The organism is Paenibacillus dendritiformis (genome assembly GCF_945605565.1).
Taxonomy (GTDB): Bacteria; Bacillota; Bacilli; order Paenibacillales; family Paenibacillaceae; genus Paenibacillus_B; species Paenibacillus_B dendritiformis_A.
Genome location: NZ_OX216966.1, coordinates 6,125,713 through 6,144,097, shown reverse-complemented (window position 1 = coordinate 6,144,097; position 18,385 = coordinate 6,125,713). Strand labels below are relative to the sequence as shown.

At 56.7% G+C, this 18,385-nt stretch carries 14 protein-coding genes; 6 read left to right on the top strand and 8 right to left on the bottom strand.

Annotated features, from left to right (window positions below):
* Window positions 1-11: 11 nt before the first annotated feature.
* The gene (locus NNL35_RS27610; RefSeq protein ID WP_040731873.1) at window positions 12-1,817 is read left to right on the top strand and encodes a DUF6382 domain-containing protein; all 1,806 of its coding nucleotides are present in this window, start codon (window positions 12-14) and stop codon (window positions 1,815-1,817) included.
* 788 nt (window positions 1,818-2,605) lie between these two features.
* On the opposite strand, the gene NNL35_RS27605 is transcribed toward NNL35_RS27610, so the two are convergent.
* From NNL35_RS27605 to NNL35_RS27575, 7 genes are all read right to left on the bottom strand, one after another.
* On the bottom strand, window positions 2,606-3,571 hold the full coding sequence (locus NNL35_RS27605; RefSeq protein ID WP_006678504.1) for an ABC transporter ATP-binding protein: 966 nt from the start codon (window positions 3,569-3,571) through the stop codon (window positions 2,606-2,608).
* On the bottom strand, window positions 3,552-4,550 hold the full coding sequence (locus tag NNL35_RS27600) for an ABC transporter ATP-binding protein (protein ID WP_006678503.1): 999 nt from the start codon (window positions 4,548-4,550) through the stop codon (window positions 3,552-3,554). The genes NNL35_RS27605 and NNL35_RS27600 overlap by 20 nt, the downstream gene beginning before the upstream one ends.
* A 14-nt stretch (window positions 4,551-4,564) precedes the next feature.
* Window positions 4,565-5,497 carry an oligopeptide ABC transporter permease gene (opp4C, locus tag NNL35_RS27595; RefSeq protein WP_006678502.1) on the bottom strand — a complete coding sequence of 311 codons (933 nt, stop codon included), beginning with the start codon at window positions 5,495-5,497 and terminating at the stop codon, window positions 4,565-4,567.
* Window positions 5,498-5,513: 16 nt separating this feature from the next.
* On the bottom strand, window positions 5,514-6,467 hold the full coding sequence (locus tag NNL35_RS27590; RefSeq protein ID WP_006678501.1) for an ABC transporter permease: 954 nt from the start codon (window positions 6,465-6,467) through the stop codon (window positions 5,514-5,516).
* Between the two features lie 86 nt (window positions 6,468-6,553).
* Window positions 6,554-8,266 (bottom strand): ABC transporter substrate-binding protein, encoded by a 1,713-nt coding sequence (locus tag NNL35_RS27585; protein ID WP_006678500.1) that lies wholly within the window; start codon window positions 8,264-8,266, stop codon window positions 6,554-6,556.
* 294 nt (window positions 8,267-8,560) lie between these two features.
* Window positions 8,561-9,457: a TIGR01777 family oxidoreductase gene (locus NNL35_RS27580; protein WP_337999316.1), complete on the bottom strand. Its 897-nt coding sequence runs from the start codon at window positions 9,455-9,457 to the stop codon at window positions 8,561-8,563.
* A gap of 49 nt (window positions 9,458-9,506) precedes the next feature.
* On the bottom strand, window positions 9,507-9,920 hold the full coding sequence (locus NNL35_RS27575) for a DUF2621 domain-containing protein (RefSeq protein WP_050979470.1): 414 nt from the start codon (window positions 9,918-9,920) through the stop codon (window positions 9,507-9,509).
* Window positions 9,921-10,152: 232 nt separating this feature from the next.
* Between NNL35_RS27575 and NNL35_RS27570 the strand changes: the two genes are divergently transcribed.
* The 4 genes from NNL35_RS27570 to rarD all read left to right on the top strand — a co-directional run bounded on the left by NNL35_RS27570 (window position 10,153) and on the right by rarD (window position 15,720).
* Window positions 10,153-11,271, top strand: a complete 1,119-nt coding sequence (locus NNL35_RS27570; RefSeq protein ID WP_006678497.1) for a deoxyribonuclease IV — start codon at window positions 10,153-10,155, stop codon at window positions 11,269-11,271.
* 115 nt (window positions 11,272-11,386) lie between these two features.
* A complete protein-coding gene (purU, locus tag NNL35_RS27565; protein ID WP_006678496.1) occupies window positions 11,387-12,292 on the top strand; it encodes a formyltetrahydrofolate deformylase in 906 nt (301 codons plus the stop codon).
* Window positions 12,293-12,611: 319 nt separating this feature from the next.
* Window positions 12,612-14,630, top strand: a complete 2,019-nt coding sequence (tkt, locus tag NNL35_RS27560; protein WP_040732949.1) for a transketolase — start codon at window positions 12,612-12,614, stop codon at window positions 14,628-14,630.
* A 145-nt stretch (window positions 14,631-14,775) separates the two neighbouring features.
* Window positions 14,776-15,720, top strand: a complete 945-nt coding sequence (gene rarD / locus NNL35_RS27555; protein WP_006678494.1) for an EamA family transporter RarD — start codon at window positions 14,776-14,778, stop codon at window positions 15,718-15,720.
* A 121-nt stretch (window positions 15,721-15,841) separates the two neighbouring features.
* On the opposite strand, the gene NNL35_RS27550 is transcribed toward rarD, so the two are convergent.
* Complete coding sequence (locus tag NNL35_RS27550) at window positions 15,842-16,732, bottom strand: NAD(P)-dependent oxidoreductase (RefSeq protein ID WP_006678493.1); 891 nt, start codon at window positions 16,730-16,732, stop codon at window positions 15,842-15,844.
* Between the two features lie 250 nt (window positions 16,733-16,982).
* On the opposite strand from NNL35_RS27550, the gene NNL35_RS27545 reads away from it, so the two are divergent.
* The gene (locus NNL35_RS27545; RefSeq protein WP_006678492.1) at window positions 16,983-18,338 is read left to right on the top strand and encodes a glucose-6-phosphate isomerase; all 1,356 of its coding nucleotides are present in this window, start codon (window positions 16,983-16,985) and stop codon (window positions 18,336-18,338) included.
* The last annotated feature ends 47 nt before the right edge of the window (window positions 18,339-18,385 follow it).

Sequence of the window (18,385 nt, the reverse complement as noted above, 5' to 3'; positions counted from 1 at the left end):
CAGGAAGGAGCGTGAGTCTCATTTACGGTTACCGGGTTCAATTTATTCAGGAAGAAAGAATGGGCCTGCTGCTGACCCGCGATAATCCCGTTCCATCCGAAGCGCTGGATCCGCATCAAGCCAAAATGCTGGCCTATAACCGGGTGCCGCATTTTCTTCGCCTTGACATCCGCGAAGTCGATTTGGAGCTCTCCTTTATTTATGATATCAGCGGCAAACGAATGCTCAAGCAGGCTCTAAGGAGCATGCGAATGACTTCGAACCAATATTTCGAGTGGATGCTCCAGTTGGTCCGCATTTTGGAGAATTGCCGGGCCTATATGCTTCATCCGGATCATGTGCTTCTCCATGAGGAATGCGTGTTTGTCGACGAACAAGCCGCGGACGGAGGATTGCATGTCGCCTACTTGCCGCTGCTGGAACCGCTGCAGCCGCGGGCGGGCATGGACGGTCTGCGCAGGCTGGGCATTTTGCTGTCCACCCATGTTGCCCAGTGGACTGGGGACGGATTCCAACGGCTGGTTCAATGCTTATCCCAGGAGGATCATTCCCTTGCCGATGTGCGGAAGCTGCTAAACTCCCTCATTGCCGGAACAAGCGGGATGGGAGAAGAACGCCCGGTCAGCCAACGGCTTCCCGAGGGGATGGTAAGCTTGTCTCTGCCTGATGCAAGCCTCGATTGCTCGAAAAAGCCGGAGGGTGATAATGAACAATCCGGTCCCCTTCATGGACTGGCCGCTTCCGGATCTTTCCTGGCTGCCGCAGGCGTCCCGGTCCCGGGAGGTGCCGAGACGATCCGGGGAGAGGACGAGAATACCGTTCCGGAGACCAGGGGAACGCCTTCCGGCAAAAGCTATTATGCGGCGGGAGGCGCCGCCATCGTAACGGCTGCGCTGGCCTGGAGATATATCTATATGGATAATCCAGGTTTGAATACGCTGCTTATCTCGGTTGGAATCAGCATAGGGGCCGTTGCATTGGGGGCCGCCTGGATCTCGGGAATGTTACCCCGCATTCCGGGAATGCTCGCCCGCAGGGAGAGCGACGCTCCATCTTCGGCCGAAGGAACGAAAGCTCCCTCCCCTAGGCAGGCTCACTCCGGGGATGAGCTGCTGCGGCCGGAATGGATGAAGCTGGAGCTCCAGGCAGGGGGCGAACCGGCAGCGGCGGATGCCGTTCACCCGGCTGGGGCAGATGCCGTACGCTTGGCTGGGGGGCATGCCGTTCGCCGCGCTGCGCCGGATGCCGTTCGCCCCTCAGTGGAACGTGATAGCCACTCAAGGGAATATTCCGGCTTCCTGCAGGGATTGGGGAACGAATTTTCAACGCCTGTTGGCTCGCGGATGGATTCCTTCTACGCTGATCTGCCTATGCATACAACCGTGCTCGACAGTTCCAGCTCCGAAGCGACGGTCGTCCTTGGACAAAGGCCCCATACGGACTTGCGAGAAGGGGGATGGTGCACGCCTTATTTGCAGCGGTTTTGCGGGTTTGGAGGGCTGGGCGGAAGCGCGGGAGCCGGAGGGATAGGCATTCCGAAGGAAGCGGCAGCCGCTGTTGAACGAATTCCCCTGGCCTTTCCCTTCGTGATTGGCCGATCGGAACAAGGGGTGCAGTGGCGTGAAGCCGGCGCGGGCGTATCGAAGCATCACTGCGAGCTGGTTCAGGCCGACGACGGCGCCGTGGCGATCCGCGATCTCGGATCGCGCAACGGAACCGAGCTGGAGGGGGAGCCGATCATTCCCTATCAGCTGTACCCCTTGCAGAGCGGGGATCGCTTTTCGGTGGCCGGTACGGTATTTCAGTTTCATTGCTGAACTTGACCAGATGAAATGCGGATAGACATATTTTTCTCAATTTATGCAGATGAGAGCCTTCTTAAGGTACAGGTGAAATCATGTCTGGGGAGTCCAGGTGAGACTATCCTAAGAGCGCAGGCAAGATCATTCTGAAGAGTCCAGGTGAGATCATTCTGAGAGCGTAGGCAAGATCATTCTGAAGAGTCCAGGTGAGATCATTCTGAGAGCGTAGGCAAGATCATTCTGAGAATATAGGTAACTGCATTCTGAAGAGTCCAGGTGAGATCATTCTGAGAGCGTAGGCAAGATCATTCTGAGAATATAGGTAACTGCATTCTGAAGAGTGCACGTGAGATCATTCTGGAGAGTGCAAGTGAGATCATCCTGAAGAGTTTGGGTGAGCTCATTAGAAATATTGGGGCGGTCTGAGGCCGGCTGAACGGAGCGGGGTCATCAATCTGATGCAGCGCGGTTCGTCAATAAGGTTGCAGTGAAGAATGAACATAAGGGCTGATGTATGCTTGCTTATGACGTAAGGTTAGATGATTTTTTGTACATTCAGAATGGACAACTGGCGAATTTGTCTATACAAAGGTAGACAAGGAGGGGGATATTCTTTTGCAGGGATGGATGTCCATATATAGTGGTTTAATAAAATAATAACAATACATATAGGGGCGTGACGCCAAGATAGAATAGGTCTCTCTCTTAAAAAAGTGTCCACTATTTGAAAGACATTCTTTCTCATATTCCACAATTGGAGGACAGAAAAGGGAGGGGGATCCCCCCTCTTTCCCTCTGTCAACTCAGATGAGGTGGCATGCTGCATAATGCTGGCTGCCCACTTCCCGGAAGAGAGGGGCCTCCTGACGGCAAATGTCCTTGGCCGCTGGGCAGCGGGTGTGGAATTTGCAGCCGGACGGGGGATTGACCGGGCTCGGGATGTCGCCGCGGAGCACGATCCGCGATCGTTTGCGCTTCGGATCGGGGATCGGGATGGCCGACAGCAGCGCCTGGGTATACGGATGGAGCGGCTGGCGGAACAGTTCGTCCCGCGGGGCAAGCTCGACAAGCGAGCCCAAATACATGACGCCGATCCGGGAGCATAAATGCTCGACGACGCTCAGGTCATGCGAGATGAACAGATAGGTCAGCCCTCTCTCTTCCTGCAGCTGGCGGAACAGATTGATAATCTGCGCCTGAATGGATACATCCAGCGCGGATACCGGCTCGTCAGCGACAATAAAGCGGGGCTGGAGGATGATAGCCCGGGCGATGCCGATTCGCTGGCGCTGTCCCCCGGAAAATTCATGGGGATACCGATCATAGTGATAGGCCGCCATGCCGCAGACGGACAGGATGTCCTCCACCCGGTCACGGATTTCTTCCTTGCCGGCCAGCCCGTGCTGCAGAAGCGCCTCGCCGATTGCATCGCCGATGTGCATCCGCGGATTCAGCGAGCTGTACGGATCCTGGAAGATGAATTGCAGCTCGGGGCGCAGCCGGCGCATATCTGTGCGGGACAGCTGATGGATGTCGGTCCCTTGATACCGGACATCGCCGGCGGTCTTGTCGGTCAGCCGCAGGATCGCCCGCCCGGCCGTGCTCTTGCCGCTGCCGGATTCGCCGACGAGGCCGAACGTCTCGCCCCGGTAGATCGAGAAGCTGATACCATCGACCGCCTTGACGTGGTTGACGGTGCGGTTGAACAGGCCCGCGCGAAGGGGATAATATTTTTTCAACTGCTGAACTTCAATCAACGCTTCGCTCATGGCGTTCCTCTCCTTCCCCGTACAGCCAGCAGGCGACAGAATGATCCGGAGCTGTGCGGCGCAATTCGGGATGCGCCGTCCGGCATGCTTCCGTCCGCTGATCGCAGCGGTCATAGAAGTAGCAGGACGAGCCCAGCTCCAGCGGGTTGGGCACCTGGCCCGGTATGGAATAGAGCATCTTCCGCCGCTGATGCAGCACCGGTTTGGATCGAAGGAGCCCTTGGGTGTACGGGTGCTGAGGGCGATCGAACAGCTCCTCAACCGGGGCTTCCTCCACGATTTTGCCGGCGTACATGACGACGACATAGTCCGCCATCTCGGCCACGATGCCCAGATCATGCGTAATCAGCAAGATCGCCGTCTGCATCTCTTCCTTCACCTGATGCAAAATATCGAGAATTTGCGCCTGGATGGTGACATCGAGGGCTGTAGTCGGTTCGTCGGCGATGAGCAGGCGTGGGCGGCATGCCAAAGCGGTCGCGATCATGACGCGCTGCAGCATTCCGCCGCTCAACTCATGCGGGTAGGCGTTCAAGATGGCTTCTGCCCGGGGAATGCCGACCAGATTGAGCAATTCAACCGCCTTGGACCGTGCAGCGGGCTCCTTCAGATGAAGATGCTCCCGCAGCGGTTCGGTCATCTGCTTCCCGATGGTCAGCACCGGATTCATGGCCGACATCGGCTCCTGGAATACGATGGCGATCTCGTTGCCGCGCAGCCGCCGGAGCTGCTCCTTGCTCCACTGCCTGATGTCCTGGCCGTCGAAGCGGATCTCGCCGGAGACGACTCGCCCTGACGGCTCGGGAAGCAGCCCCATGACCGACATGGCGGTCACGCTTTTGCCGCAGCCCGATTCCCCGACGACGCAGACCGTCTCTCCTTCCTTGATGCGCAGGCTGACATCATCGACGGCTTTGACGATGCCTTCCCCGGTATAGAAATAAGTGCTTACATTCCGGATGTCGAGCAGTGCATTCATGAGCTACCCTCCACTTATCTCTTTTGCTTCGGATCGAGCGCGTCCCGCAAGCCGTCTCCGAAGATGTTGATGGACATGACCGTGATGAAGATCGCCAATCCCGGCGGGATCCAGAGCCAGGGCCGCTTCTCGAAATCGATGATCGAATTCGCGGCATCGATCATATTGCCCCATGTCGGCGTGGGCGGCATGACGCCAAGGCCGAAGTAGCTGAGCACCGATTCGCTCAAAATCGCCCCGCCGGTGCTGAGCGTCGCCACGACGATCAACAGGGGGAACAGGTTCGGCAGGAGATGGTGGAACAGCTTGCGGCGATCATTCAGACCGAGCGCCTCCGCCGCTTGCATGAAGTCCCGTTCCCGCAGACTGAGCAGCTCTCCGCGCACCAGCCGGGCGAGCCCCGGCCATCCGACGAGGCTGAGCATCAGCATGACAATGTATAGACGGTAATCGGTCGGCACCTTCCATTCGGACAGAATGGCGCCGATAATGAACAGCAGCGGCAGGCCGGGAATGGTCATCAGCAGATCCGCGGTTCGCATAATCAGCTGATCGACCACGCCGCGGTAATAGCCCGCGATCGCGCCAAGCACAGTGCCAATGATGACCGACAGCACCATAGAGGCCAGCCCGACCGTCAAGGAGATGCGTCCGGCCTGCAGCAGGCGGGTGAGTACATCGCGGCCCAGATGATCGGTCCCGAGCCAGTGCGCTGCGCTGGGCGCCTGATTCATGACAGCCAGATTCACTTTGCCTGCCGCATAGGGCGAGAAGAGGGGGCCGATGAAGCAGGCCGTGAACATGAAGGCAATGACCGCCAACCCGCTTAGCGCCAGCTTGTTGCGCTGCAGCCGCTGGAGCGACTGCCTCCAGAGCGAGGGCCTCGCCGCTGGCTGGGCAACGGAACGCCGGCGCGATAATTTTCCTGTCACCGATAAATTGGTCATGATCGATTCCTCCTTCCTACAGCCGAACGCGCGGATCGGCGACACGATACAGCAAGTCGGACAGCAAGGTCCCGATAACAGTCAGGATCGCGATGAGCATTGTGAAGCCCATGAGCAAGGGATAATCCCGCATGGTGAACGACTGCATGTATAACTGGCCGATTCCCGGCCAATTGAAGATTTTCTCCAATATCAGCGATCCGCCGAACAGCCCCGGCAGCTCGAAGCCGATGAGCGTAATGGCCGGCAGCATCGCATTCCGCAAGGCATGACGGTACAAAATCACCCGCTCCTTCATTCCTTTGGCCCGCGCGGTGCGCACGTAGTCCTGCTTCATTGCCTCGAGCATATGCGTTCGGAAATATCGAGTCAGCCCGCCAGTGCCGAGCAGTGTCATCACCATGACAGGCAGGAACATATGATGCGCGACCTCCATAATATAGGCCAGTCCGGTCGCATTGCTTCCGGTCGTAATCATGCCCCCTGGCGGAAGCAGCTTGGCATCCACTGCCAGCAGCTTGATGAGGAACAGCCCGATGAAGAACACCGGCACCGACATCGCGGCGAAGATGCTGATCGTCACGATCCGATCGAACCATGAATATTGCTTATAGGCGCTCAAGACGCCGATAATGACGGCGATGAACCAGGTCAGGAACGTAGAAGCGGCCGCGAGCAGGAAAGAGTTCCAAATATATTGGCTGAACAAGGTGGTGATCGGCTGCTGGTGCTGGAGAGAATAACCGAAATCCCCTTTCAGCACGTTGCCTATCCAGATAAGGTAACGTTCGATAATCGGCTTGTTCAGACCGTACATTTCTTTCAATTCGAGCTTCCGGGCTTGGGTCAGATTCATGTCGTTGTCGACGAAATCGCCCGGCGTCAGCGCGTACAGCGCAAAAATAAGGACGGATGCGCCCAGCAGCGTAAGCAGCATGTACAGCGTTCTTCTCAGCAAGTACGTGCCCAATTGATGCGCCCCCTTTGAATAAAAGTGAATCCCGCCCGCCTGCTTAGGCGCGCCGCCATGGCATCAGGCGGGAGATGGATGCTTTTCTATTCGATGCGGATCGACGGCAGACTCGTGGCGATCCCCCGGTACGGATTTGGCTCGAGTCCCTGTACCCGGGCGTTATAGGCGTAGAGCAGCTTCGAATAGCTGTAAAAAATGTACGGCGGATCCTCGTTTAGCTCCTGAAACAGCTTTTTGTAGATTTCCTTCCGCTTCTCGGTGTCTAATATCCCCAGCCCTTCCTGAATGAGCTTGTCGACGGTCGGATTGGAGTAGCCTTCCGCTTCCTCCGTGGAGAAATCCGCTACGCCGTATGCCGGATCGATGATCATCGGCGTCGAGAAGCTGGCGAGATCGTAATCTCCGCCCTCGACCTTGGCCCGCAGCGAGTTGAAGTCGGCGAACTGCTCCGGCTCGAATCGGATGCCGATCGCTTCGTAATTTTCTTTGGCGATGGCGATGAAGGCGTCGCTGTTTTTGCTCTTGGACGATAGATAGCGGATGACCAGCTTCTGACCGTCTTTTTCCCGGATGCCCTGTGCCCCGGCTTTCCAGCCCGCTTCCTCCAGCAGCTGCTTCGCTTTGTCCGGATCATAGTCGTACGGGTTGATGCCTTCCTCCGTGTAGGCCCAGGAGGTAGGAGCGACAGGCACGTTGGCGACTTGAGCGGAGCCTTGCGACACGCCTTCGACGATCGTCTTGCGATCCAGTCCATAGATGAGCGCTTGGCGAACCTTTTTATCCTTCAAATACGGCTTGTGGTGGTTGAACGCGATATAGCCGTAAGCGCTGGAGGTGTTCAACTGCAGATTGACGAAGCCGAGCCGCTGAAGCTTCTCCAGATTGTCCTGTGTCGCCGCGAAGGAAGCGAAGTCCTGCTCTCCCGTCTCGAGAAATTGGAACGTGTCGCCCTCCGTCGTCTTATAAATGAACCGTTCGACCTGCGGCTTGCCGGCAAAGTAATGCTCGTTGGCAATAAACCGGATTTCCTGCCCCGGCAGATGCTTCTCCAGCTTGTATGGGCCGGCGCCCACCGGCTTCGCATGAAGCTCGCGAATGTAGTCGAGATGTCCGGGTACGTAGTCTTTGCCATAATAGGCCTTCGACAGCACCATGCCGCCAAGGGTGAGCAGAGCGGTCGCGTTCACTTGCTCTGTCGTGATCTCAATTGTCAACGGATCGATGACCCTAATGCCTTCGATCGTATCAGCCTTGCCCTCCTTGTAGGCCAGCCCGCCTTTGATATGAGTCTGGAAAATGTCTGTGCCCCCGTCATAGGACTTGTCGTGCAGAATCGTCAGCGTAAAGGCGACATCGTCTGCGGTCAGCGGCGAACCGTCGCTGAACTTTAAGCCTTTGCGCAGCGTATATGTGTACGTAAGCTGGTCGGGAGATATCTCCCACTTCTCTGCCAGCAGCGGAATAGGGAGCCCCGTCTTGTCGACGGTGACCAGCGGAGCGAACAGGACGGATGCGACATTGCCGTCATAGCCGCTCTGGTGGAAATGCGGCGTGAACGCACCGCTTGGCTCGATCAAGCCGGCGACAAATGTATCGCTGCGCTTCTTGGCTGCTTCCGGCAGCTTGCTGATATCCGAAGCGGGAATGACATCGGTGCCCAAATGTTGAACGCTCGTGCTGACGGGAGCGGCGGCGGCAGACTCCTTGCCGGAAGCGGCAGGCGGCTGGGCCCCGCAGCCTGCGAGCAAGCCTCCGATAAGGGACAGCAGGACGAGCGTGCGGATCAATTTGGCCATGAATGAATTACCTCCTGAACGATGAGATGGAAAATCATTGAAATGTAAGCCAAATTTTAATTAATCCGATCGGATAAGTCAACATTAAAAGTTGAATTCATTTTGGGCAAAAGAATCTATCGACCAGGAACAGGCAGAGAAGCGGGAAACGCAAAAAACGGCGTCTGTCTCAAGGACAGGCACCGTTTACTATGTGATATGAACTCGGCATGCCGTATCGTGATGCGATCATCCGGATCATGCCGCTGTTCGCTATCTAGAAGCACGCGCGTGAAAAATAACGAGGGGCTGCGCTTACTCGTCCCGCAGCGCCTGCAATGCTTCATCCAGCTGCCCGTATCGGAAGGTGAAGCCGGCGTTCAAGGCGGCGGCTGGATAGACCCGCTGCCCTTCCAGTATCAGCATCGACATCTCGCCGAGCGCCAGCTTGATCGCCCAGGCGGGAGCGGGGAACCAGTGCGGACGACGATAGACGGCCCCCAGCTTCCGGCCGAACTCATCATTCGTCACCGCATCCGGAGCGCTGGCATTGACGGGGCCGGACAGGGACGGTTCCTGGACGGCGTAATCGATAAGCCGCACCATATCGTTGATATGAATCCAGGAGAAGGGCTGACGCCCACTCCCGATTTTACCGCCGAAGCCGAGCTTGTAGGGCAACCTCATGAGAGGGAAGACGCCGCCGTCATTGGAGAGTACGGGGGCGATGCGGAGCTTGACGCGCCGTTCGGCGGGAATCGCGTCAGCCGCCGCCTCCCATTGCCGGATCACATCCGACAAAAAATCTTGCCCCGCAAGCGGGCTCTCTTCGTCGAAGACCACCGTCTCGGACGAACCGTAGCCCGAGCTGCCTGAGGCGTTGATGAGCAAGGGGAGCTTGCGCGGCTGCTGCTCTGCCCATTCCGCCAGCCTGCGGGCGGGCACGATGCGCGAAGCGACGATCCGGTTCTTCGCTGTCACTGTCCAGCGCTGGCTGATCGTCTCGCCGGCCAGATTGACCACCACGTCGACGTCGCTGCAGCTTGGGGGATGATTCTCCAGTTCGGACCAGCTGACGACATGAATATGCGGGTGAGTCTCCTTCGCCCGCAGCTTCGTGCCGGAGCGCGACAAAATAATGATCTCATGTCCTTGCTCCAGCCATGCTTTGTACAGCGCTTTCCCGATCAGTCCGGTACCGCCGCTAATCATGATTTTCAATCCAATCCCCCCCTCGAACGGATGCCCTGGCAGCGGCCATCTATTTGTTCAACAGATGCTGGTATGGACTATAGTCGATGTTGTTTTTGTCCAGGTAGCGGACAAGGCTGCGGTAGTCCCGCTTCGGCGTCGCCATAATATATCCCTTGATGCAGTGTTCGCGGGTTACTTCGTCGGCGCCGCTCTCAATGGCGACTTCGCCGATCTTGGCGGCGATGGAGTGGCGCGCGATATCGCGGAACGGCTTCGGAACCGGGGCAACCAGCATATCCAGGAACGCCTTCGTATCTTCCGTCCACAGATCCCGGCTTCGCTCCACCCAGTAATTTTGCCAGTCGAGCTTGGACATCCCGTCGCTCTTTGGCAGCACTTTGAGAAATTTGCGGAACATGAAAAATCCGCCGATCGCCATGAGCCCAAGAAGAACGAATGTCCAGAACGCGATAGAATTCATGAACCACGTGTTAGGCGCCTCGGCCGCCAGTGGTAAATAGAAGAAAGAATGCACACCAATTCACCTCACCGGATGATAATCTATTCCCTTTGCGCGCTTATTTTTCCTAAGATTCGTTCCGAAATCAGCTTTATATGAACATAAATGATAGCTATAGAAATTATACCGCATTCCTAGATTTATTTCGATAATCCTTGTAGAATAAGGGAAATGATTTGAGAGGAGAGAACGTATGCTGAAGATTGGATCTCATGTATCCTTTTCCGAAAAAGGGCTGTTGACGGCGACGAAGGAAGCGATAAGCTATGGCTCCAGCTCGTTCATGATATATACCGGAGCGCCTCAAAATACGCGGCGCAAACCGATTGACAAGCTGTTCATCGAGGAAGGCAAGGAACTGATGAACAAGCACGGCATCGACGAAATCGTGGTGCACGCGCCTTATATTATCAATCTTGGATCGTACAAGCCCCAGACGTTCGAATTGGCCGTGTCGTTCCTGCAGGATGAGATTCACCGCACGGATTGCATCGGCGTCAACAATATCGTGCTTCATCCGGGCGCCTATACGGACAAGGATGCGGAATACGGGATCAGCCGCATTGCGGAAGGCTTGAATGAAGTTCTGCGGAACACGAAGGAGACGAAGGTGAATATCGCGCTGGAGACGATGGCGGGCAAAGGCACCGAGGTCGGCCGGAGCTTCGAGGAGATCGCGGCGATTATCGACAAGGTCGAGGACAACGGCCGCCTGACCGTCTGTCTGGACACCTGCCATATCCATGATGCCGGCTACGATATCGTCAACGATCTGGACGGCGTGCTGGAGGAGTTCGACCGCGTGATCGGCCTCGGCCGCATCGCCGTCGTTCATATCAATGACAGCAAAAATCCGACCGGAGCAGGCAAAGACCGCCATGCCCCGATCGGAGCGGGCTATCTCGGCTTCGACGCGATTCGCAATGTCGTGCAGCATGAAGCGCTGCTCGGCAGACCGTTCATTCTGGAGACGCCCTGGATCGGCAAAGATCCGAAGCAGCAGCGCCCGATGTACGAGGCGGAGATCGCGCTTCTGCGCGGCGATGCCAAGGAGCGCTTCGGCGAGGAGTTCTGGGCGGACGTCGAGCGGATGCGTCACTTCTTCGAGAAGCAGGATGTCCATTGCCGCGAATTCGTGCTTGAGACGTGGAATGTGCTCAAAAACGATGCGAAGGCGAAGAAGGCCGATCCGCGCGAGCCGATGGAGCGTCTGTACGATATGATCGTCGATGCGGAACTGCTGCCGGATCGAACGGAAGAAGAGATTAATCAGCGTATTACCGCATGGTATACGGGACAAGCTGCGGAATAGCGCTTGCGGGCCCCGCGGGCCGCGATGGCCGTTAGCGATGCCTAGATACTAGATATAAGAAATGTGAATAAAGAGAACGATAGACCAATATTGGAGCAGTGGAGGACATAGGCTAATGAAGCACCAGCATACGATGGTTCACGCCCGCGAGCAGGCTGGCGAGAACACGCGGAACCGCGCGCGCTTGCTTATCTCCTGCCCGGATCGGGCGGGGATTGTCGCGGCGGTATCGCGCTTCCTGTACGAGCATGAAGCGAATATCGTTCAGTCGGATCAATATACATTGGATCCGGAGGGCGGCATGTTCTTCATGCGGATCGAGTTCGACATGGCCGGATTGGAGCAGCGCCTGCCGCAGATGGAGGAGGACTTCCGCGTCATCGCGGAAGAATTCAAGATGGAGTGGCGTTTTTCGCGGGTCAGCCAGAAGAAGCGGTTGGCGATTTTTGTATCGAAGGAGGATCATTGCCTCGTCGAGCTGCTCTGGCAGTGGCAGGCCGGCGATCTGGACGCCGACATCGCGATGGTCGTAAGCAATCATCCGGATATGCGGGAATACGTGGAATCCTTCGGCATTCCGTATGTGCATATTCCGGTCACCCCGGACAATAAGCCGGAAGCGGCGCGTCTGCAGCTGGAAGCGGTGGAAGGGAAGGCGGACCTCATTATATTGGCCCGCTACATGCAGATCATCCCTCCGGAATTCATCGAACGGTATCCGAACCGGATTATCAATATCCACCATTCCTTCCTGCCCGCCTTTATCGGAGGCAAGCCTTATCAGCAGGCCTACGTGCGCGGCGTGAAGCTGATCGGCGCGACGGCGCATTATGTGACGGAAGAACTGGACGGCGGGCCGATTATCGAGCAGGACGTGGAGAGGGTAACTCATCGCGCCGACGTGAACGAGCTGAAGCGAATGGGGCGCACGATCGAGCGCGTTGTCCTCGCACGGGCCGTCCATTGGCATATTGAAGACCGGATTTTGGTGCATCAGAACAAGACGGTCGTATTCAGTTAAAGTGGTAGTTCAAAATGTGAGAGTCAACGGCAACGCCCTTCGCTGCAGAAGGGCGTTGCGGCATTTGGGCCCGGCCTGTCGCCGCGGCGGCCCGAATGCAGAGCCAGGAATCGAACCATAATAGAAGGAGCATCGATCCTTTATGGAAATGATTTCATTCCGGCTGCAGGCGGCTTTTCGTCATGTAAAAAGTGGCGTCGGAGCAAGAGTAATGGTACAATAAATCAAATGCATATAAGGACAAGTTGAGCGAGGGCGGGCGAATTGCCGCAGCCGCTCGTTCGCTTGGACATAGAAGGATATGAGGAGGAAATCAGCAATGACTGTCAACCAAGCGCAATTGGACACGCTCTCTGTAGCGGCCATCCGAACTTTGGCTATCGATGCGATCGAAAAAGCAAAGTCGGGACATCCGGGAATGCCGATGGGGGCTGCACCGATGGGTTATCATCTGTTCGCGAAAGAGATGACACATAACCCAGCCAATCCGACATGGATTAACCGTGACCGCTTTGTATTGTCCGCGGGCCATGGATCGATGCTGCTGTACGGATTGCTTCATCTGAGCGGCTATGATCTTCCGATGGAAGAAATCAAGCAGTTCCGCCAATGGGGCAGCAAGACGCCGGGGCATCCTGAGTTCGGCCATACAGCAGGGGTAGATGCGACGACCGGTCCGCTGGGCCAAGGTATCGCCATGGCTGTCGGCATGGCAATGGCCGAGGCGCAAATGGGAGCCACTTACAATCGTGACGGTTATTCAGTCATTGACCATCATACCTTCGTCATCTGCGGCGATGGGGACATGATGGAAGGCGTGGCCAGCGAGGCGGCTTCTCTAGCCGGCCATCTGAAATTGGGCAAATTAATCGTTCTGTACGATTCCAATAATATTACGCTGGACGGGGAAGCAGACCTGTCCTTCAGCGAGAATGTGCGCCAGCGCTATGAAGCGTACGGCTGGCAGACGCTGCTGGTCGAGGACGGCAACGATCTCGACGCGCTTGCGCGCGCAGTGGCGCAGGCGAAGCAAGTAGGGGACAAGCCGACGCTCATCGAAGTGAAAACGGTGATCGGCTACGGCAGCCCGAACAAGCAAGGCAAGGGCGGCCATGGCGGCACCCACGGTTCCCCGCTCGGAGCGGAGGAAGCGAAGCTGACGAAGCAATTCTACCAATGGGAGCATGAAGATTTCTTCGTGCCGGAAGAAGTATACCAAAATTTCGAAGAGAATGTGAAGAACAAGGGAATCCAGGCGAACGAAGCTTGGGATCGCATGTTCGAGCAATATAAGCAGGCGTATCCGGAATTGGCCGCTCAGTTCGAGACGGCGGTGAAGGGCGAGCTTCCTGCGAATTGGGATGCGGAATTGCCGGCATATACGGCAGCAGACAAGCCGGTATCGACACGCGTCTCTTCCGGAAATGCGCTGAACGGCTTGGCAGGCAACGTGCCGAACCTGACGGGCGGTTCGGCGGATCTGGAGAGCTCCACGATGACGCATCTCAAAGGCTTGCCGGTATACCGTCCGGGCCAATATGACGGCCGCAACATTTACTTCGGCGTCCGCGAGTTCGCGATGGCGGCGGCCATGAACGGCATGGCGCTGCACGGCGGCGTGAAGGTATTCGGCGGCACCTTCTTCGTGTTCACGGATTACCTCCGTCCGGCGGTTCGCCTCTCTGCCTTGATGCAGCTTCCGGTCACCTACGTGCTGACGCATGACAGCATTGCGGTCGGCGAAGACGGACCGACGCATGAGCCGATCGAACAGCTGGCTTCCGTTCGCATCATTCCGGGCTTGACGGTGATCCGTCCGGCAGACGGCAACGAGACATCGGCTGCCTGGGCGTATTCGATGGAGAACCGTTCGAATCCGGTCGTGCTCGTTCTGACGCGCCAGAATCTGCCGATTCTGGATACGTCGGCAGAGCGTGCGCGCGAAGGCGTGGCCCGCGGCGCGTACGTTGTCAGCGACGCGGCGAACGGCCAGCCGCAGGCGCAAATTATCGCGACGGGCTCCGAAGTGCAACTGGCTGTGCGCGCGCAGCAAGCGCTGGCGGAAGAAGGCATCCACGTTCGCGTCATCAGCATGCCAAGCTGGGATCTGTTCGAGAAGCAGACGCAAGAATACAAGGATTCCGTCCTGCTGCCGAATGTCAAAGCCCGCCTGGCGGTGGAAATGGCTCATCCATTCGGATGGGAACGCTATGTCGGCGATCAAGGCGACATCCTGGGCATCTCGACGTTCGGCGCATCCGCGCCTGGCGACCGTGTCATGGCCGAATACGGCTTCACGGTTGAGAATGTCGTCAGCCGCGTGAAGGCGCTGCTGTAATAGCAGGCCTCTGGCAATATCATAGACGTGATCCGGCGCGATGTACCGGGTTGCAATAGCATACAGGCCGCTGGCGGACGGATATGGGCATAGCTCTCAGTCCGATGCCAGCGGTCTTTGCAATGGATGGAAGGGTGGATTAACGGTGGAACAAAAGCAAAGCCAATATGTGATGGGGGTGCTGGCAGCCGGGCTGTCTTATCTGATCTGGGGCTTTCTGCCGCTGTACTGGAAGGCCGTCGGCACGGTTCCTGCCGGAGAGGTATTGGCGCATCGAATCATATGGTCGCTTGTATTCATGATCTTTCTCTTGCTCCTGCTGGGGAAGTGGAAGGTTGTCGCCGCGGAGATTAAAGCGATCTGCCGGCACAAAAAGCAGGCCGCCGGCGTCATCATCGCCTCCGTGCTCATCAGCATCAATTGGCTCATCTATATTTTTGCGGTAGAAAGCAATCATGTCGTCGAGGCAAGTCTGGGCTATTATATCAATCCGCTGTTCAATGTATTTCTGGCGACCTTCTTCCTGAAGGAGCGCTTGAACAAGGCCGAATGGCTGTCGGTTGCCATCGCGGCGGCCGGCGTGCTGTGGCTGACGGTATACTACGGCAGCTTTCCTTGGGCGGCGCTGACGTTGGCGGCGACCTTCGGCGTGTACGGGCTCATCAAAAAGAAAATTCCGGTTGGCGCCTGGACGGGGTTGACCTTAGAGACCTTCATTATGGCGTCTTTTGCTCTTATCTTCTTGTTCTTTTTCAATTCCGGCGCGGTTCCGTTGGCGGAGGAGCAGCTATCGACCGTGCTGCTGCTGATGGGGGCGGGCGTCGTGACGGCGGTTCCGCTGCTTCTGTTCGCGGCGGGAACGAAGCGCATCTCGTTTACGCTGGTGGGCTTTCTTCAATACATCGCGCCGACGATCATGCTGCTCTTGGGGTTGTTCGTGTTCCATGAACCGTTCGACGCGTCGCAACTGTTCGCGTTCTCCTTGATCTGGGTCGCGCTTATTATTTTTTCCTGGTCCCGGTCAAGAGACATGCTCGCGCGCAGAACGGGCGAGGGGAAGCTTGACGCGCGCAAGAAGCTGCAGGCCTAGGCGCTCAGCTTGCACGGGCGCTAGCTCGCGGCGGGAGGCTGATGTCCGCGGTCCTTAGCGGATAAACGCACGAAGGGAGTGCGGCGCATAGGCGCCCACTCCCTTTATTATGCATCGACGTTTATTTGCTTTTCCCGATCGGCTGCCCGATCCACTGCTCGTACATTTTCACGACGGAGCACAAATCCTCTTCGCCATAACCTGCCGTCTGCCCCATCTGGAACAGGCTCTTGGCCGCATCCAGCATCGGGGAAGGCGATTGCATATCTTCAGTGAGACGGGAAGCGAGCTTCAGATCCTTCAGCATCAGCTTCAAGGAGAACTGATTGTCGAAGTTGCCTTCGATAATTTTCTCTCCCTTCAGCTCGGCTGCCTTGCTGCCGGCGCTGCCGTTGCGCACCACTTCGAGAAAGGCCGCCGGGTCGACGCCTGCGCGCGCCACCATCGAGAAGCCTTCGGCGAGCGCCGCATTGTTGATGCCGACGATGGCGTTATGTGCCAGCTTCGTAATGGATCCGCTGCCGTTCGGTCCGACATGGACGATTCGGCCTCCCATCGCTTCGAAAGCCGGCATTGCCTTGTGGAGCGCCTCCTGCGGCCCGCCGACCATGAACACGAGCGTGCCCGCGATCGCGGCTGGCTTGCTCCCCGTAACCGGGGCATCGAGGAAGGTTCCCCCGCGAGCTTCCACATCCGCAGTCACCCGCTTGACCAGAGAAGGCGAGATGGTGCTCGAATCAATCACGATCATGCCTTCGCGAACGCTGTTCAATAGACCCTGCTCGCCATAATAGACCGCTTCAATCGACTGGTCGTCGCTTACCATCGTCAAGACGATTTCCTGATTGAGGGCCGCTTCCTGCGGCGATTGCGTTGCACGGGCACCCATCGCCACCAGCTCGTCCGCTTTGCCGGCGGAACGGTTGTACACCGTCACCTCGAAGCCTTGGCGAATCAGATTGGCGGCCATTGGCGCCCCCATCGTTCCTAAACCCAATACGGCTACTTTCATTCGCATCGTCACCTCACGTTGTCATTTCCTTCGTCTCCATTGTAACATAGGAAAGCAACCTTCTTGTCTGCATGTTGTTTCTGTATGTTACCGCCCGTTTCATGGTATAATAACAATTAATTTTATCATGTAAACCTTTTTATTACAGGGCGTTCCCTTGTGTTTCAAGGCGAAATCCAGTATCCTAGGACTATATTGATTTTCATGGGTTAAAGTGGCAAAGTCAACCAATACTCGAGGAGGGTGTACGATGACCAAAAAAGTGCACTTTGATTACAGCAAGGCGTTGACATTCGTAAGTCAGCATGAAATTGATTACTTTAAAGAGCCCATTCGCTTGGCGCATGAGCAGCTACATAATAAGAGCGGAGCCGGTACGGATTACCTGGGCTGGATCGACCTCCCTTCCCAATATGACAAGGAAGAATTCGCACGCATCAAGGAAGCGGCGGCCCGGATTCAATCCAACTCCGACGTGCTGATCGTCATCGGCATCGGGGGCTCCTATCTGGGAGCGCGTGCAGCCATCGAGATGCTGGGACATTCCTTCTACAACATGCTGCCGAAGGACAAGCGCAAGACGCCGGAGATTTATTTCGCGGGGAACAACATCAGCTCGACGTATATCGCCCATCTGATGGAACTCATCGAGGGCAAGGATTTCTCCGTCAATGTCATCTCCAAATCCGGCACAACGACAGAGCCGGCGATTGCGTTCCGCATCTTCCGCGAGGCGCTGGAGAAAAAATATGGCAAGGAAGAAGCGAAGAAGCGCATCTTTGCGACGACGGACCGCGAGAAGGGCGCGCTGAAAAAGCTGTCGACCGAGGAAGGCTACGAGACGTTCGTCATTCCGGACGACGTGGGCGGAAGATACTCAGTGTTGACAGCGGTAGGCTTGCTGCCAATCGCAGTAGCCGGCATCAACATCGACGAGATGATGCAAGGGGCGCAAGCCGCGGCGGAAGCGTACAGCAACCCTGATGTGGCGCAGAACGAGAGCTATCAGTATGCGGCCGTCCGCAATGCGCTGTACCGCAAAGGCAAGGCTATCGAGATTCTCGTGAACTATGAGCCGTCCCTGCACTATGTGTCGGAATGGTGGAAGCAGCTGTACGGGGAGAGCGAAGGCAAAGACAACAAAGGAATCTACCCGGCCGCCGTCGACTTCTCCACTGATCTTCACTCGATGGGGCAGTTCATTCAAGAAGGAACGCGGAACCTGTTCGAGACGATTATTCAGGTTGCGGAAGTGCCGCATCAAGTAACGATTCAGGAAGATGCGGACGATTTGGACGGGCTGAACTTCCTGGCCGGCAAGACGATGGACTTCGTCAACAAGAAAGCGTTCGAAGGAACGATGCTTGCGCATACGGATGGCAATGTGCCGAATCTGATTGTTACGATTCCGGACATGACCCCTTACTCCTTCGGTTATTTGGTATACTTCTTTGAAAAGGCATGCGGGATCAGCGGCTACCTGCTTGGCGTCAATCCTTTTGATCAGCCGGGCGTGGAAGCCTATAAGAAAAATATGTTCGCCTTGCTGGGCAAACCAGGCTATGAGGCAGAGAAGGCTGAACTGGAGGCGAGACTGTCCCGCTAATCGGGCAGCCGCCGATACATCGAAGATAAGCGATAAGCCGGGAAGCA

What these genes read in the sequence shown, in the direction of transcription:
- NNL35_RS27605 (WP_006678504.1), bottom strand. Translation starts at nt 3,571, where the DNA reads ATGAGCGAAGCGTTGATTGAAGTTCAGCAGTTGAAAAAATATTATCCC.
- NNL35_RS27600 (WP_006678503.1), bottom strand. Translation starts at nt 4,550, where the DNA reads ATGAATGCACTGCTCGACATCCGGAATGTAAGCACTTATTTCTATACC.
- opp4C (WP_006678502.1), bottom strand. Translation starts at nt 5,497, where the DNA reads ATGACCAATTTATCGGTGACAGGAAAATTATCGCGCCGGCGTTCCGTT.
- NNL35_RS27585 (WP_006678500.1), bottom strand. Translation starts at nt 8,266, where the DNA reads ATGGCCAAATTGATCCGCACGCTCGTCCTGCTGTCCCTTATCGGAGGC.
- NNL35_RS27580 (WP_337999316.1), bottom strand. Translation starts at nt 9,457, where the DNA reads ATGATTAGCGGCGGTACCGGACTGATCGGGAAAGCGCTGTACAAAGCA.
- NNL35_RS27575 (WP_050979470.1), bottom strand. Translation starts at nt 9,920, where the DNA reads ATGAATTCTATCGCGTTCTGGACATTCGTTCTTCTTGGGCTCATGGCG.
- NNL35_RS27570 (WP_006678497.1), top strand. Translation starts at nt 10,153, where the DNA reads ATGCTGAAGATTGGATCTCATGTATCCTTTTCCGAAAAAGGGCTGTTG.
- purU (WP_006678496.1), top strand. Translation starts at nt 11,387, where the DNA reads ATGAAGCACCAGCATACGATGGTTCACGCCCGCGAGCAGGCTGGCGAG.
- tkt (WP_040732949.1), top strand. Translation starts at nt 12,612, where the DNA reads ATGACTGTCAACCAAGCGCAATTGGACACGCTCTCTGTAGCGGCCATC.
- NNL35_RS27550 (WP_006678493.1), bottom strand. Translation starts at nt 16,732, where the DNA reads ATGAAAGTAGCCGTATTGGGTTTAGGAACGATGGGGGCGCCAATGGCC.
- NNL35_RS27545 (WP_006678492.1), top strand. Translation starts at nt 16,983, where the DNA reads ATGACCAAAAAAGTGCACTTTGATTACAGCAAGGCGTTGACATTCGTA.